A 14,147-nucleotide genomic window follows, 5' to 3' on the forward strand; every position below is an offset into this window, starting at 1 on the left:
TCATACAAGATAATGACCTGTAAAAAAACATCCTCTTAAATATTAAACGAGAAACAGGAATTTATTTGTGAACTTTTTATGAATTTTACCAAATCCGCCGGTTTCATAATAAAGCGGTTACTTTATTTCTATCAGACCCATCTGGAATAATCAACCCCATTATCTAAGAAGTCCTGATTCTATTATATTTTTGTGAACAAACAGAATTGAGAATTGCCACAAAACACATATTCGCTTACACTTGGTACGTATATCATTTTGTCCAGTTTGTTAAGAAGGTGAATGTAAAATGAATAAAGCTTTGAAAGCGCTCGGCGTGCTGACGACATTCGTTATGCTCGTCGTGCTGATCGGCGGCGCTCTTGTCACAAAGACAGGATCGGGTCTCGGATGCGGAAGGCAGTGGCCGCTTTGCCACGGCCGGTTTTTCCCGGAGCTTAACGCCGCTTCTATCATTGAATGGAGCCACAGACTCGCAAGCGGTGTCTCAATCGTTCTCGTGCTGAGTCTCGCTTTTTGGGCATGGAGAAAAGTCACGCCTGTTTTCCGTGAAACAACCTTTCTCGCCATTATGTCCATTATCTTTTTATTTTTACAGGCGCTTCTCGGCGCATTAGCGGTTGTTTTCGGATCAAATGCGCTCGTTATGGCGCTTCATTTCGGCATATCGCTGATTTCTTTCGCTTCTGTTCTGATTTTGACGCTGCTCATATTCGAAGCTGATAAATCAGACAAAAAGCTCGTCAAGCCGCTCAGAATCGGCAGGAAAATGCAGTTTCATATGATCGGCCTTTCGATTTACACGTATATCGTCGTTTATACGGGAGCTTATGTGCGCCATACGAAATCAAGCCTTGCCTGCCCTGACGTTCCGCTTTGCAGCAGGCTGAATCACGGGCTTCCGTCCCATTTTCAGGAATGGGTGCAGATGGGCCACAGAACGGCAGCGCTGCTTCTGTTCGTATGGATTCTTGTCGCTTTTGCACATGCGGTGCGCTCCTACAAAGACCAAAAACAGATTCTTGGGGGCTGGATAGCGGCTCTTGCCTTTGTTGTATTACAGGCGCTCTCCGGAATCATGGTTGTTTATTCAGAAATGGCCACCGGCTTTGCACTTGCCCATTCGCTCTTTATTGCCGGCCTGTTCGGCGTCTTATGCTATTTCTTATTATTAATCGCCCGCTTCCGCTATGAATCAAAACAGCGGTACATCTGAGGCACATGAAAAGGCCGAAGCATTAGAGCTTCGGCCTTTTTACATCTAAAAAACCTGATCGCACACGAGGGCGGATCAGGTTTTTTTATGTTCATTTTTTACGCTTTTTCAATTTCGATCAGTAAATCGCCTGTCTGAATCGGTTCACCGTTTTTCACATGAATCTGCTGTATCGTCCCGGAGAACGGCGCCTGTACCGTCGTCTCCATTTTCATCGCTTCATTAATCATCAGATGATCGCCTTTATTCACCTTTGCCCCGGTTTCCGTTAACAATTTAATGACGGTTCCCGGCATGGATGCCGCAATGTGGCTTGGGTTTGTCCGATCTGCTTTTAATTTTTCCTGTACGGATGATTTAATGCTTTCATCTTTAATGACCACCTCGCGCGGCTGGCCGTTCAATTCGAAATAAACGACACGTGTCGCATCTGGCTGCGGTTCACCGATAGATACAAGCTTCACGATCAGCGTTTTTCCGCGCTCGATTTCCACTTCGATTTCTTCACCGAGTGTCATGCCGTAGAAGAAAGTCGGTGTGTCTAATACGGAAATATCACCGAAGCGTTCCGCCGTTTTAACATATTCAGTAAACACCTTCGGATAAAGAGCATACGCGATTGCGTCCTGATCACTCAATTCCATATGATGTGTTTCTTTCCATTCTTCTTTAATGCCTTCAAAAGATACCGGTTCAAGCAGCTCACCCGGTCTTACCGTGATCGGCGTCTGCCCTTTCAGAACGAGCTTTTGCAGTTTTTCCGGAAATCCGCCGTGCGGCTGGCCGATCTGCCCTTTAAAGAGCTCAACGACTGAATCCGGAAAATCAAGCGTTTCGCCTTTATCATAAACATCTTGTTCTGTTAAATTGTTTTGCACCATGTAAAGCGCCATATCTCCGACGACTTTGGAAGAAGGTGTTACTTTCACGACGTCGCCGAACATGCGGTTGACGACGCTGTACATGTCTTTCACCTCATTCCAGCGATCACCGAGGCCGACTCCTTTTGCCTGCTGCTGCAGATTGCTGTACTGGCCGCCCGGCATTTCATGATTATAAATCTCAGTATGCGGAGACTTCATCCCGCTTTCAAATTCACTGTAATACTGACGGACGGATTCCCAGTATTGCGACAGTCTTTCCACCTGCCGGACATCCATTTCAGGACGGCGGCTGTTTCCTTCAAGGGCATGATAAAATCCGCTTGCGCTCGGCTGTGAAGTCAGACCCGCCATTGAGCTGACGGCGACATCCACGATGTCCACACCCGCTTCAACAGCTTTGGCATAGAGAAAGACGCCATTGCCGCTCGTATCATGCGTGTGAAGATGAACGGGAATATCAATCGTTTCCTTCAGCGCTGAGACAAGTTCGTATGCGGCTTGAGGTTTCAAAAGACCAGCCATGTCTTTAATGCCGAGAATGTGCGCACCAGACGCCTCAAGCTCTTTCGCCATAGAAAGATAATATTGCAAATCATATTTCGTCCGGGTCTTATCAAGAATATCTCCCGTGTAACAAATCGCAGCCTCCGCCACTTTTCCGGTTTCACGGACGGCATCGATGGCCAGCGTCATCCCTTTTACCCAGTTCAGGCTGTCAAAGATCCGGAATACGTCAATACCTGACTCCGCTGACTGCCGGACAAATTTTTGGATGACATTGTCCGGATAGTTTGTATAACCGACGGCATTTGATGAACGAAGCAGCATCTGGAACAATGTGTTCGGCACTTCCTTGCGAAGATCTTCAAGGCGCTTCCAAGGGTCTTCTTTTAAGAAACGGTACGCTACATCAAATGTCGCGCCTCCCCACATTTCAAGGCTGAACAGTTCAGGCCACAGGGCAGCCGTAGGATTCGCGATTTTTTTCAAATCATTGGATCTGATCCGGGTTGCAAGCAGGGACTGATGGGCATCCCTGAACGTTGTATCGGTCAGGAGCACGGATTTTTGCTCTTTCACCCAGTCTGCAAGCCCCTCAGCGCCTCTTTCATCAAGGATCTGTTTCGTACCGCTTGCCGGCTTTTCCCCGATACCTAACGTAACGGTCTGAGGCTTATCAAATGCAGGTTTTTCTTTTTTCCCGATTCCCGGAAAACCGTTCACCGTGACATTGCCGATATAGGAAAGCATTTTTGTTCCGCGGTCCTTCTGTTTTGGGAAAACAAACAGCTCAGGCGTTGTGTCGATAAACGATGTGTCGTATTGGCCCGTCAGGAATTTTTCATGCTTTGCCACGTTTTCAAGAAACGGAATATTGGTCTTAATGCCCCTGATCCTGAATTCCTGCAGGTTGCGGACCATTTTCGCTGATGCCTGTTCAAACGTCAGCGCCCATGTCGACAGCTTGACAAGCAGTGAATCATAATAAGGCGTGATGACGGCGCCCTGGAAGCTGTTTCCCGTATCAAGGCGGACGCCGAAGCCGCCGCCTGAGCGGTAAGCCATAATTTTACCCGTGTCAGGCATAAAGTCATTCAGCGGATCTTCAGTGGTCACACGTGATTGTATCGCATACCCGTTTGTAAAAATGTCTTTCTGCTCAGGGATATTGACGGCACGGCTGTGCAGTCCGTGGCCCTGCGCGACGAGGATTTGCGTCTGAACGATATCAACCCCCGTTATCATTTCCGTAATCGTATGCTCCACCTGCACGCGCGGGTTCACTTCAATAAAGTAAAATTCACCGCGCGCTACGAGAAACTCCACGGTCCCCGCGTTGATATAGCCGACATTTTTCGCAAGCGCCACAGCCGCTTCACAGATTTCGTCCCTTAATTCAGGCTGCAAAGATACACTCGGCGCCACCTCAATGACCTTTTGATGGCGTCTCTGAACGGAACAGTCCCGCTCATACAGATGGACGACATTGCCTTCATTATCTCCGATCACCTGAACTTCAATATGCTTAGGATTTTCGATCAGTTTTTCAACATACACTTCATCGTTTCCGAATGCGGCTTTCGCTTCTGATTTGGCCCGCTCAAACGATTCTTTCAATTCGCTTTCGCTTCGGACGATTCTCATTCCGCGCCCTCCGCCTCCGAGCGATGCTTTAATAATAAACGGAAATCCGTGGACTTTTGCGAATTGTTCGACATCTTTTAATGTTTCAGCCGGTCCGTCACTCCCCGGAATAACGGGGATGCCGGCTTTTTCTGCCTGCTCCCTCGCCTTTACCTTATCTCCGAACATATCCAAATGCGCTGACGTCGGTCCGATAAATACGATGCCCTCTTCTTCACAGCGTCTCGCAAATTGGATATTTTCAGAGAGAAATCCGTAGCCCGGATGAATGGCATCTACGCCGTTTCTTTTTGCGATCTCAATAATCCCTTCAATATCAAGATACGCATCAATCGGTTTTTTGCCTTCTCCCACAAGATAAGCTTCATCCGCTTTATAGCGATGATAGGAGCCCGAATCTTCTTTTGAATAAACGGCTACCGTTCTGATGTTCAATTCTGTGCACGCCCGGAAAATCCGAATCGCAATTTCTCCCCTGTTTGCTACTAACACTTTTTGGATGGATTGTTGTGACAAACTTTTCTCCCCCTTGGCCTAATAAATATGTAGTTTATAATAAAGGAATATCCGCCCTGTGTATACACTTGTTTTTTAGAGATACACAGATTTTTCCGTCTGCCGTCTTTTTACCCCCTTAGACGGAACGGGCTCCCTCTTTTTCTTCTTTTCTGAGTACTTGACATGCATGCTGACATTCACCAATATACCGGCGCTCATTAATAACAACAACATTGATGAGCCCCCGTAGCTGATAAACGGCAGCGGAACACCTGTAATCGGAATTAAGCCGCTGACACCGCCGAGATTGATAAAGGTCTGAATCGCAATCATGCTGGATATCCCGATTGCCAAAAGGCTCCCGAACGGATCTTCACATTTTCTCGCAATATAAAAACCTTTTAACACGACAAAAGCCAGCAGCACAATGACAAACAGGACGCCGAAAATGCCGAGCTCCTCTGAAATAACCGCCATAATAAAGTCTGTATGCGATTCAGGCAGATAACCGTATTTTTGAATGCCTTCTCCAAGACCGAGACCGAAAAAACCGCCTGAGCCGATCGCATAATACGAATTTATAATCTGCAGGCCTGATGTGCTGGCGTATTTAAATGGATTTTCAAGGCTTTCAAACCGGCTCATACGCCCAGGTGTCAAAATATCGTCCCATTTCAGATAGATGATCGGGCTGACAAGGAGCAATACGATTCCCGCCATGAGAACCAGCCTGAGCAGGGTCCTTCCGCTGAATCCCGAACACATAATGACGCAAAATGCGATCAGGCCGATAATCATCGCCGTTCCGAAGTCAGGCTGAATGGCGATAAGCGCACAAATGACTACGGTGACGATCACCGGCGGCGCAACCCCCGTCAAAAGCTGATCGATATAGCTTTGTTTCTTTGCGTATACCGCGGCAAGGTACAGTATCAGGGTCAGCTTGACAAATTCCCCCGGCTGAATGGCCATTCCGCCAATTTTAAACCAGCTTTGCGCGTTTCCGGCAACATGTCCGAAAACAAACAGCGCGCAAAGCGCAGCCACTGACGCAAGCAGTATGAATTTCTGAATCTTTTGATGGGCGAACACTTTGTACGGAAAAACGGCCGCGATGATAAACAGCACAAACCCCGCGATGACGGCGAACAGCTGCCGTTTAAAGAAATAGTCGCTGCTCACGCCGTAACGCATAACGGCGGTAATCATGCTTGAGCTGTATACCATTACCAATCCGAAACTGCACAGCAGAATGATAGCGCATATCAATGAATAATCGTAAGATTTTAACATTCTTTTAAACATAACATCCTCTTTCCTGCTTAAAGCTTACGTTTAATACCTATTGCGTATTATATTTTACTATAATTCATAAACATTTTACGCAGTTTCTTTATAGTTTTTCGGATGAAATGCAGATTAAGAGACCGTCTTACGAAAAGAAGATGCAAAAAACGGTTTACGGTTATAAAAAAACCCAAACCGTTGAATAGTTTGAGTTTGATCATTTATTTTCCTGTAAACGCGTCATGCAAAGCAGACAGTTCTCTTTCAAGTCTGTCCAGCAGCTCTTTGCCGTCGTTTTCGTCAACTAATCCCAGGCGGACAGCAAAATCGATTTCCCTCGACAGTCCGAACATCTGAGTATCCAAGACCTCTTCATACAGAGGACATTGAGGCATCGTTAAGTTATCCATTTGTACTCGGATCAGCTTCAAAATCTTCTCAGCATCTAACTTCAACAGCTCGAATGCTTTCTGCTGATGGTCAACTATAATCTCTGAAGCCAAAAGTATCCCTCCGTTCCCCAGGCGAGTACCTAATTCTTCTATTTATCATAAAGGGTATCAGATGAAATTGCAAGAGAATTTAAGCAGATGTTATGATAAAAAATGTTTCAAAAAATACTCAGCCTGTATTTCTCAGACATGATTTCCAAAAGCTTCACACCCGCGATGCTGTTGCCTTTTTCATCAAGCGCCGGGCCGAATATACCGATTCCGAAGTTGTACGGCGAAATGCCCATGATTCCTCCCGAAACGCCGCTTTTAGCGGGAATGCCGACCTTGATCGCGAATTCCCCGCTCGCATTGTACATGCCGCATGTCACCATAAACGTCTTGCAGATTCTCGCCACATCTTTTTTAATGACCTGCTCCCCGGTTTCCGGATGCTTGCCGTCAAGGGCGAATACACAGCCGATTTTGGCTAAATCCAGACTGCTCATCTTAATCGCGCACTGTTTTGTATACAAATCCATGACCTCTTCAACATCGCCTTTAAAAATGTCATACTGCTTCATGTAATAACACATGGCCCGATTAATCATGGATGAACTGAATTCTGATTCCGCGACATGTCTGCAATATGTAATGTCCTGATTATTCGCAAGTCTTCTGATGAATCCGAGCAGGTAATCCAGGCGGTCTTTCGGCGAATGCCCTTTAATGAAACCCGTAACGATGAGAGCTCCCGCATTAATCATCGGATTTAAAGGCTTGCCCGGATTCACTGTTTCAAGCTTAATCATGGAATTAAACGGGTCGCCGGTCGGCTCCTGACCCACGCAGCTGAACACCTTTTCCTTTCCGTAATCCATCAGTACGAGCGCCAGAGAAAGCACTTTCGAAATGCTCTGCAGCGTAAATGTCCGGTCGGCGTCTCCTGCCGTCAGACATGTATTTTCCGCATGATAAATCGTGACCGAAAGGCTGTCTTGTTCAGATTCAGCCAGAGCCGGAATATAGTCTGCCACTTTGCCTTCTTCGGTCCTTTTTTTCGCTTCCTGAACTAATGCGTCCAGCTCTTGGTAATGCCGGCATACCATGTCGATCATCCTCACTTCGCTGCCGTTGTATACATCTAATTTGCGACGCAAAGTGACAATTCATGCGAAAACTTTTATACTTTAAGTAAAGGGGGGCTTCACCATGAGCGTTATTCAGGTAAAAGGCAATGTTACATATCCGATTACAATTGATCCGAGTGTCTGGATTTTCGATGACCGCAAGTTTCCGTTTGAAAAAAATCAGCCCGTTCATCCGGACGGCTCTGCAGAAACCCAGGCGCATACGCTTGATCCGGAACGGGTGATCAGAGAAGGGCGCATTTCGCCGCCGACTTTAAAAAGCGAAAAACGTTATGAAAAAGAAAGACTGATGAACGGCAGCTTCGCCATGAAGCTCGGCGCTGTTTTAGCAAATGCCGAGCCGAAAGAAAGCGCTGTCCTGTGCGCATTTATTTCAAAATCAGAAAGAACCGAAGTGCCGCTAGAAAAGGCGATGGACGCAATCGCGCATTTCAGCGATGCGGGGAAACCCCTTCAAGACGGCGGCCCGGTCCATTTTTACGTGGACGGCGACTTTGAAAAACCGATAACGGGCGTCACAGAAATCGAAGTTTTATAACAAATCGGCGGCAAGCTGTGCAAGGCCGGATCTCTCACCTTTCACAAGCTTCACGCTGCCGGAGACGGTTTGTTCTTTAAACCGTTCTACAACATAAGCAAGTCCGTTGTTTAAACTGTCTAAGTATGGGTGATCTATTTGCTCCGGATCGCCCATCAGGACAATTTTGCTGCCCTCTCCCACCCGAGTCAAAAGCGTTTTGACCTCGTGCCTCGTCAAATTCTGAGCCTCATCAATAATAATAAACTGATCCGGAATGCTTCTCCCCCGAATGTATGTCAGCGCCTCCACCTGAATCGATCCGATTCCTGCCAAAATCGCTTCAAGTTCACCCGGCTTTTTCGCATTGAATAAAAATTCAAGATTATCAAAGATCGGCTGCATCCACGGCTTGAGCTTTTCCTCTTTTTCGCCAGGCAAATATCCGATATCCTTTCCCACCGGGACGATGGGACGCGCGACGATCAGTTTTTTATAAATACCGAGATCCTCCGTCTGCAGAAGCCCTGCCGCGAGAGCAAGCAAGGTTTTTCCCGTTCCCGCTTTTCCGATCAGGGTGACGAGCGGGATATCTTCCCTCAGCAGGAGTTCAAGCGCCATTGTCTGCTGGACGTTCTTCGGCCTGATACCCCACACGTGCTCATCATCGAAAACGAGTCTTTTTACGGTCTCGCCTTTCTTATCTGTCATGCCGACCGCAGACGAAGATCCTCCTAATTCATCTTTCATCAGCACAAATTGATTCGGATAAACCTGATGCTGCTGAAGCTCCTTGACTGAAATTTGTTTGTCTTTATAAAACGAGGCAAACCGCTCTTTATTCATAAATATATCTTTGTACCCGCTATATATTTCATCATGGTCAACGACTCTGTCGTTTAAAAAGTCCTCCGCCAAAAGCCCGATGGCATCCGCCTTTACCCTGACAAGCACATCTTTGCTGACCAGGATGACGAGGCGGCCGTTTTCTTTCGTTTCCTCCTCAAGGCTTAAATTTTTTGCCACCGCCAAAATGCGGTTATCATTCGTTTTTTCGATAAAAATTTCTTGGAGCTGGTGAAATGACCGGTGGTTCAGTTCAATTCTGAGCGTTCCTCCGCTTTCAAGCGGAACTTTTTCGTGCAGCCTTCCTTTCTCCCTGAGCCCGTCTATCAGCTTAGATACGTGCCTCGCATTTCTCCCGACCTCGTCCATATACCGCTTTTTTGAATCGACCTCTTCCAGCACGACGGCGGGGATGACAACTTCGTTTTCTTCAAAGGAAAAAATGGCGTTAGGATCCTGCAAAAGTACATTCGTATCTAACACATAAATTTTACTCAAGTCTCAGCCTCCTGAAATAAGGATCAAAGCCCATCGTGTGCTTCTCTTTCCGCGAATAACGGGGATGCCTGCTAAAATATATGATTTGGTGCATAAAGATAGAAGGTTAATTCAACAATAAAATAAATGAAAGCATTCAAGGAGGAAATCTGACGTGCGAATTCTTTTCATTATCATACAAGCCTTGTTTATCCTTACCGGCTGCACTGCTGTACAGGACGGCCGCGGCCGCAATATTCAGAACGAATCAGCCGATCAGCGCGATGCAAAACCGATCCATGTGAAAAATACGGCTCCTGAGACAGCTGAAAATCCCGGCCGGACAGACATCGCTAAGCATCTCGTCGAGGTAACCGAAAAAATCCCCGGCATTTCAGATGCCACCGCGGTTGTACTCGGAAGATACTCCGTTGTCGGTATCGATGTGGATGACAATTTAGAAAGAAGCAAAGTGGAGAGCATTAAATACACGGTTGCCCAGGCGTTAAAAAACGATCCTTACGGCGCCAATGCCGTTGTCGTGGCTGATCCTGATACGGTTTCCCGTCTGAGAGGCATGGGCAGCGACATTAAGGCCGGCCGCCCCGTTTCAGGCATTTTGGACGAACTTGCCGCCATCGTCGGCCGTGTCATGCCGGAAGTCCCGAATGATGTGACCGACAATGAAAAAGAATCACCGACTCAATCGAATGATGATCAGCTGAACCAAAGAGACCAGAACAAGCTGCAAAACGAACAGAACGATCAATCGGATCATCATATGAAAAACCGCCGGTAAAAAGCAGCGCCCGCTCCAAAGGAAGGGCGCTGCTTTCTTTCCCTTTGGCAGGAGGGGCATCCATGTTATAATGCTTGTCATAGTGAAAGAGGTGAAAATCAATGAGAGTAAAATGTTCCATTTGCGACAAAATCGAACAAATTGATGATGAAACACTGACAGCCAAACGCCTCCGCAATCGTCCGATTCATACATATATGTGCCGGGAATGCCATGACCGAATCAAAGTCAAAACGGAGGCGCGGCTGAATACCGGACACTTTTCCTTTCATCCCGGACAAAAAGCGAAAAAAGATAAACTGAAAAAATAAACCGAATAAAAAATGACCCGCCGGAAGGCAAGGTCATTTTTTTATTGCGGTTTAGCTGACTGGCTTTTTTTGGACTGGTGCAGACGGATTTTGTAAACGATCAAAATCAAGGCGGCGACAACAAGCCCTTCTCCGACCGGCAGAAACACACCGAAAAAAGTCAGCACTGTGCAGCCGAGCACGAGAAAGAGATAAACTGCCGCAGCCTTCAACACCGGCAGCCGTTTGGCAAAGCCGAGTTTAAATACAATCACCGAAAGCACGACGATCGTTCCGTATAACAGCCACATTCCCGTCAGCGGATGCTCATCCACTTGGTAAAGAGCCGCAAAGAACGACAGCCGTTCACTTACTTCATTCAAAAGGATCCCCCTCCCCTTTTCCGTTCGGGTTCTACCTTTTCAAATTCTGCAAGTGATTAAGACATTCCTGCTGTTTTTTTCTTTTTCGCCGCTTTTTCACGTTCGTTTTTATTCAGGATTTTCTTTCTTAAACGGATGGATTCCGGCGTTACTTCACAGTATTCATCTTCGTTTAAGTACTCGAGTGATTCTTCAAGCGACATAATGCGCGCTTTCTTAATCGTAGTCGTTTGATCCTTCGTAGCGGAACGGACGTTTGTCTGCTGTTTCATTTTGCTGACATTGACGACAAGGTCATTGTCACGGTTATGTTCGCCGACAATCATGCCTTCATATACTTCTGTTCCGGGCTCCACGAAGATGACGCCGCGGTCTTCAATACCTTGAATTCCGTAAGATGTCGCTTTTCCGTTTTCCATGGAAACGAGCACACCCTGACGCCGGCCTCCGACTTGGCCTTTTTGCATCGGCTGATAGCTGTCAAACGTGTGGTTCAGGATACCGAAACCGCGTGTCAGTGACAGAAACTCAGTAGAATAGCCGATGAGTCCGCGTGAAGGTACGGTAAAGATCAGGCGGACCTGGCCGTTTCCGTTATTAATCATATCAAGCATTTCGCCTTTTCTCGCACCCATTGATTCCATAACAGAACCGGTATGCTCTTCAGGCACGTCAATCTGCACGCGCTCAACAGGCTCGCAGCTTACGCCGTCGATTTCCTTAATGATAACTTCAGGTTTAGACACTTGAAGCTCATAGCCTTCACGGCGCATGTTTTCAATTAAAATGGACAGGTGAAGCTCACCGCGTCCTGAAACAACCCATGCGTCAGGTGATGCAGTCGGTTCGACACGAAGACTGACGTCTGTTTGAAGCTGCGCGTTCAGACGCTCTTCAATTTTGCGGGCTGTGACATATTTGCCTTCACGGCCTGCAAACGGGCTGTTGTTTACGACAAATGTCATTTGAAGCGTAGGCTCATCAATGCGCAGAACCGGCAGCGGCTCATGGTGGTCAGCCGGACAAACCGTTTCACCGACGTTGATGTCTTCCATGCCCGAAACGGCAACGAGGTCTCCCGCTCTCGCTTCTTCAATTTCCACGCGTTTCAATCCTTGGAAACCGAAGATTTTCGTTACGCGGAATGATTTTACCGTTCCGTCAAGTTTCATCAATGAAACCTGCTGACCCACTTTCATCGTGCCGCGGAAAACGCGTCCGATACCGATACGGCCGACATAATCATTGTAATCAAGCAGCGCCACTTGGAATTGAAGAGGCTCTTCGGCGTTATCTACCGGGGCAGGGACATGTTCAAGAATCGTTTCATACAGTGATTCCATATTTTCGTCCTGCTTTTTCGGATCCAGACTTGCCGTTCCGTTAATCGCAGAAGCGTAGACGACAGGGAACTCAAGCTGTTGTTCGTTTGCGTCAAGCTCGATGAACAAATCAAGCACTTCATCAATGACTTCTTCCGGGCGGGCGAAATCACGGTCGATTTTGTTTACGACGACAACCGGATTTAAGTTCTGCTCAAGGGCTTTTTTCAGTACGAAACGGGTTTGCGGCATGCAGCCTTCATATGCGTCAACGACTAACAGAACGCCGTCAACCATTTTCATAATCCGTTCTACCTCTCCGCCGAAGTCGGCGTGTCCCGGAGTGTCCAAAATATTAATGCGTGTATCTTTATAGTTAATCGCAGTATTTTTCGCAAGAATTGTAATACCGCGTTCACGTTCAAGATCGTTTGAATCCATTGCGCGTTCGGCAATATTTTCGTTGGCACGGAATGTTCCGGCTTGGTGAAGCAATTGGTCTACCAAAGTCGTTTTCCCATGGTCAACGTGGGCAATAATCGCGATGTTGCGAAGATCGTTTCGAAGTTTCACATTTTCATCTCCTAAAAAAATTAGATAACTTTCATATTATACCACACATCCTCTTTAAAAGCGTTACGTTTTTCTGTAAACTGAAAGTATGACGTTAAAGGGGATGGAAATATGAAAAAATTGAATTGGCTCTTATTATTATTTGCATTCGCAGCAGTCTTCAGCATGATGCTGATCGGCGTATCAATCGCTGAGAAAAGCGCATGGGGCATCATCGGAAGCATTGTTCTTGTTATCGCCATGATGGGAAGCGGTTTCACCGTAAAGAAAAAAATGCGCGAACAGGGACTGCTTGATTAAAAGCATGACCCTTTGCAAAATTCCGTAAACATGGAAAGACAATATCTTATGAAGCCTGAATCAAAGATTCAGGCTTTTTTATATCCTCAAAACAGGCTGAGATGTAAGGCTTATCTCCCCCGCCGCCTAGTCAGGAAGCCGGAAATGACAGCTCCCATTCTAGTTACATCAGCAGATTCCCTCAGAATATGCAGTCTGAAATAGTCCGGCATCGTTATGCAGAAAATACCATACCTCCTATTTCAATTCCATCATTGTCTTTTTATACTTGTGGCTGTAAGCAAATACACATGACAAGGAGAGAACGAAATGAAAACATCTTTTTTGAAGAAAACCGCTGTAACTGCCGCCGCAACCGCCTCAGCCGCCTTGCTTGCATTCAGTCCGCTTGATTCTGCCGGCGCAAAAACGATTCAGGCAAATGAACCGCATGTCCTGCAGGCTTCCGCTGAGAAAACACCGGAAGACGCGGCAAAACTCATTGACATCATCAGCCAATCGATTTACGAAAAAGACGGTGTCTATTATTTTGACGGTGAAAAAGCGGTTGAATTGGGATTAGATCAAGAACAAGCCCAGATCATTCAAAAGCTGTGGGACAGTTCAACCGAATTTTTAACCGTACTTTCTCAATGTATTGAGAAAACGGACGGCGAATATACATTTAATAAAGAAAAAGCGGTGGAGCTCGGCTTTACGGAAAAAGAGGCCCTTATCGTTGATCAGCTGTTCACCGCTTTTTCCCAAAGTCTTCATATCCTTCAATCTGCGCTGATTGAAGAAGACGGTGTGTATACATTTGATCAGGAACTTGCTGAAAAAGCAGGAGCAGGAAAAAAAGAAGCAAAGCTGTGTGCGGGATTCTTTAATTCACTGCCCCAGGAATTGCTTGAAGGCATTTATACAGCCTTTCATCCGGCTGAGTAAACGGATTAAAACGCCCGGTCATTCGGGACTGACCCCATAAGATGAGACAAATAAAAACACCTTCAAGTTTGAATACGGATGATTGTTATCCGAAATTAGAC

Annotated in this window: 13 protein-coding genes; 6 read left to right on the top strand and 7 right to left on the bottom strand. The window is 46.5% G+C overall.

Going from position 1 to position 14,147, the window contains the following annotated elements:
- Positions 1-289: 289 nt before the first annotated feature.
- The gene (ctaA, locus tag AC3WTF_RS01850; RefSeq protein WP_007409684.1) at positions 290-1,216 is read left to right on the top strand and encodes a heme A synthase CtaA; all 927 of its coding nucleotides are present in this window, start codon (positions 290-292) and stop codon (positions 1,214-1,216) included.
- A 98-nt stretch (positions 1,217-1,314) separates the two neighbouring features.
- Here ctaA and pyc read toward each other — a convergent pair whose 3' ends face one another.
- The 4 genes from pyc to glsA form a co-directional block, all read right to left on the bottom strand.
- The gene (gene pyc / locus AC3WTF_RS01855) at positions 1,315-4,761 is read right to left on the bottom strand and encodes a pyruvate carboxylase (RefSeq protein ID WP_007409683.1); all 3,447 of its coding nucleotides are present in this window, start codon (positions 4,759-4,761) and stop codon (positions 1,315-1,317) included.
- A gap of 75 nt (positions 4,762-4,836) precedes the next feature.
- Positions 4,837-6,048 (bottom strand): FtsW/RodA/SpoVE family cell cycle protein, encoded by a 1,212-nt coding sequence (locus AC3WTF_RS01860; RefSeq protein WP_007409682.1) that lies wholly within the window; start codon positions 6,046-6,048, stop codon positions 4,837-4,839.
- A gap of 203 nt (positions 6,049-6,251) precedes the next feature.
- The gene (locus AC3WTF_RS01865; RefSeq protein WP_003154494.1) at positions 6,252-6,533 is read right to left on the bottom strand and encodes an Fpa/YlaN family protein; all 282 of its coding nucleotides are present in this window, start codon (positions 6,531-6,533) and stop codon (positions 6,252-6,254) included.
- A 107-nt stretch (positions 6,534-6,640) separates the two neighbouring features.
- Positions 6,641-7,570, bottom strand: coding sequence for a glutaminase A (glsA, locus tag AC3WTF_RS01870; RefSeq protein ID WP_015239797.1), 930 nt, complete (start codon positions 7,568-7,570; stop codon positions 6,641-6,643).
- A gap of 103 nt (positions 7,571-7,673) precedes the next feature.
- Here glsA and AC3WTF_RS01875 point away from each other — a divergent pair, with 103 nt between their 5' ends.
- Positions 7,674-8,150 (top strand): peptidyl-prolyl cis-trans isomerase, encoded by a 477-nt coding sequence (locus AC3WTF_RS01875; protein ID WP_129003151.1) that lies wholly within the window; start codon positions 7,674-7,676, stop codon positions 8,148-8,150.
- On the opposite strand, the gene AC3WTF_RS01880 is transcribed toward AC3WTF_RS01875, so the two are convergent.
- Positions 8,145-9,473: a PhoH family protein gene (locus tag AC3WTF_RS01880; protein ID WP_015417407.1), complete on the bottom strand. Its 1,329-nt coding sequence runs from the start codon at positions 9,471-9,473 to the stop codon at positions 8,145-8,147. The genes AC3WTF_RS01875 and AC3WTF_RS01880 overlap by 6 nt on opposite strands.
- Before the next feature lie 154 nt (positions 9,474-9,627).
- Here AC3WTF_RS01880 and AC3WTF_RS01885 point away from each other — a divergent pair, with 154 nt between their 5' ends.
- Together AC3WTF_RS01885 and AC3WTF_RS01890 are read left to right on the top strand one after the other, a co-directional pair.
- Positions 9,628-10,251 (top strand): YhcN/YlaJ family sporulation lipoprotein, encoded by a 624-nt coding sequence (locus AC3WTF_RS01885; protein WP_012117484.1) that lies wholly within the window; start codon positions 9,628-9,630, stop codon positions 10,249-10,251.
- Between the two features lie 101 nt (positions 10,252-10,352).
- Positions 10,353-10,562: a YlaI family protein gene (locus tag AC3WTF_RS01890; protein WP_007409677.1), complete on the top strand. Its 210-nt coding sequence runs from the start codon at positions 10,353-10,355 to the stop codon at positions 10,560-10,562.
- Between the two features lie 41 nt (positions 10,563-10,603).
- On the opposite strand, the gene AC3WTF_RS01895 is transcribed toward AC3WTF_RS01890, so the two are convergent.
- Complete coding sequence (locus AC3WTF_RS01895) at positions 10,604-10,924, bottom strand: YlaH-like family protein (protein WP_007611192.1); 321 nt, start codon at positions 10,922-10,924, stop codon at positions 10,604-10,606.
- Positions 10,925-10,980: 56 nt separating this feature from the next.
- A complete protein-coding gene (typA, locus tag AC3WTF_RS01900) occupies positions 10,981-12,819 on the bottom strand; it encodes a translational GTPase TypA (protein ID WP_007409675.1) in 1,839 nt (612 codons plus the stop codon).
- 111 nt (positions 12,820-12,930) lie between these two features.
- On the opposite strand from typA, the gene AC3WTF_RS01905 reads away from it, so the two are divergent.
- Together AC3WTF_RS01905 and AC3WTF_RS01910 are read left to right on the top strand one after the other, a co-directional pair.
- Positions 12,931-13,119, top strand: coding sequence for a YlaF family protein (locus AC3WTF_RS01905; RefSeq protein ID WP_003154504.1), 189 nt, complete (start codon positions 12,931-12,933; stop codon positions 13,117-13,119).
- 309 nt (positions 13,120-13,428) lie between these two features.
- Positions 13,429-14,046, top strand: a complete 618-nt coding sequence (locus AC3WTF_RS01910) for a hypothetical protein (RefSeq protein WP_020955772.1) — start codon at positions 13,429-13,431, stop codon at positions 14,044-14,046.
- Positions 14,047-14,147: the final 101 nt, after the last annotated feature.

The sequence above is a fragment of the Bacillus sp. EB106-06-01-XG163 genome (assembly GCF_058791615.1).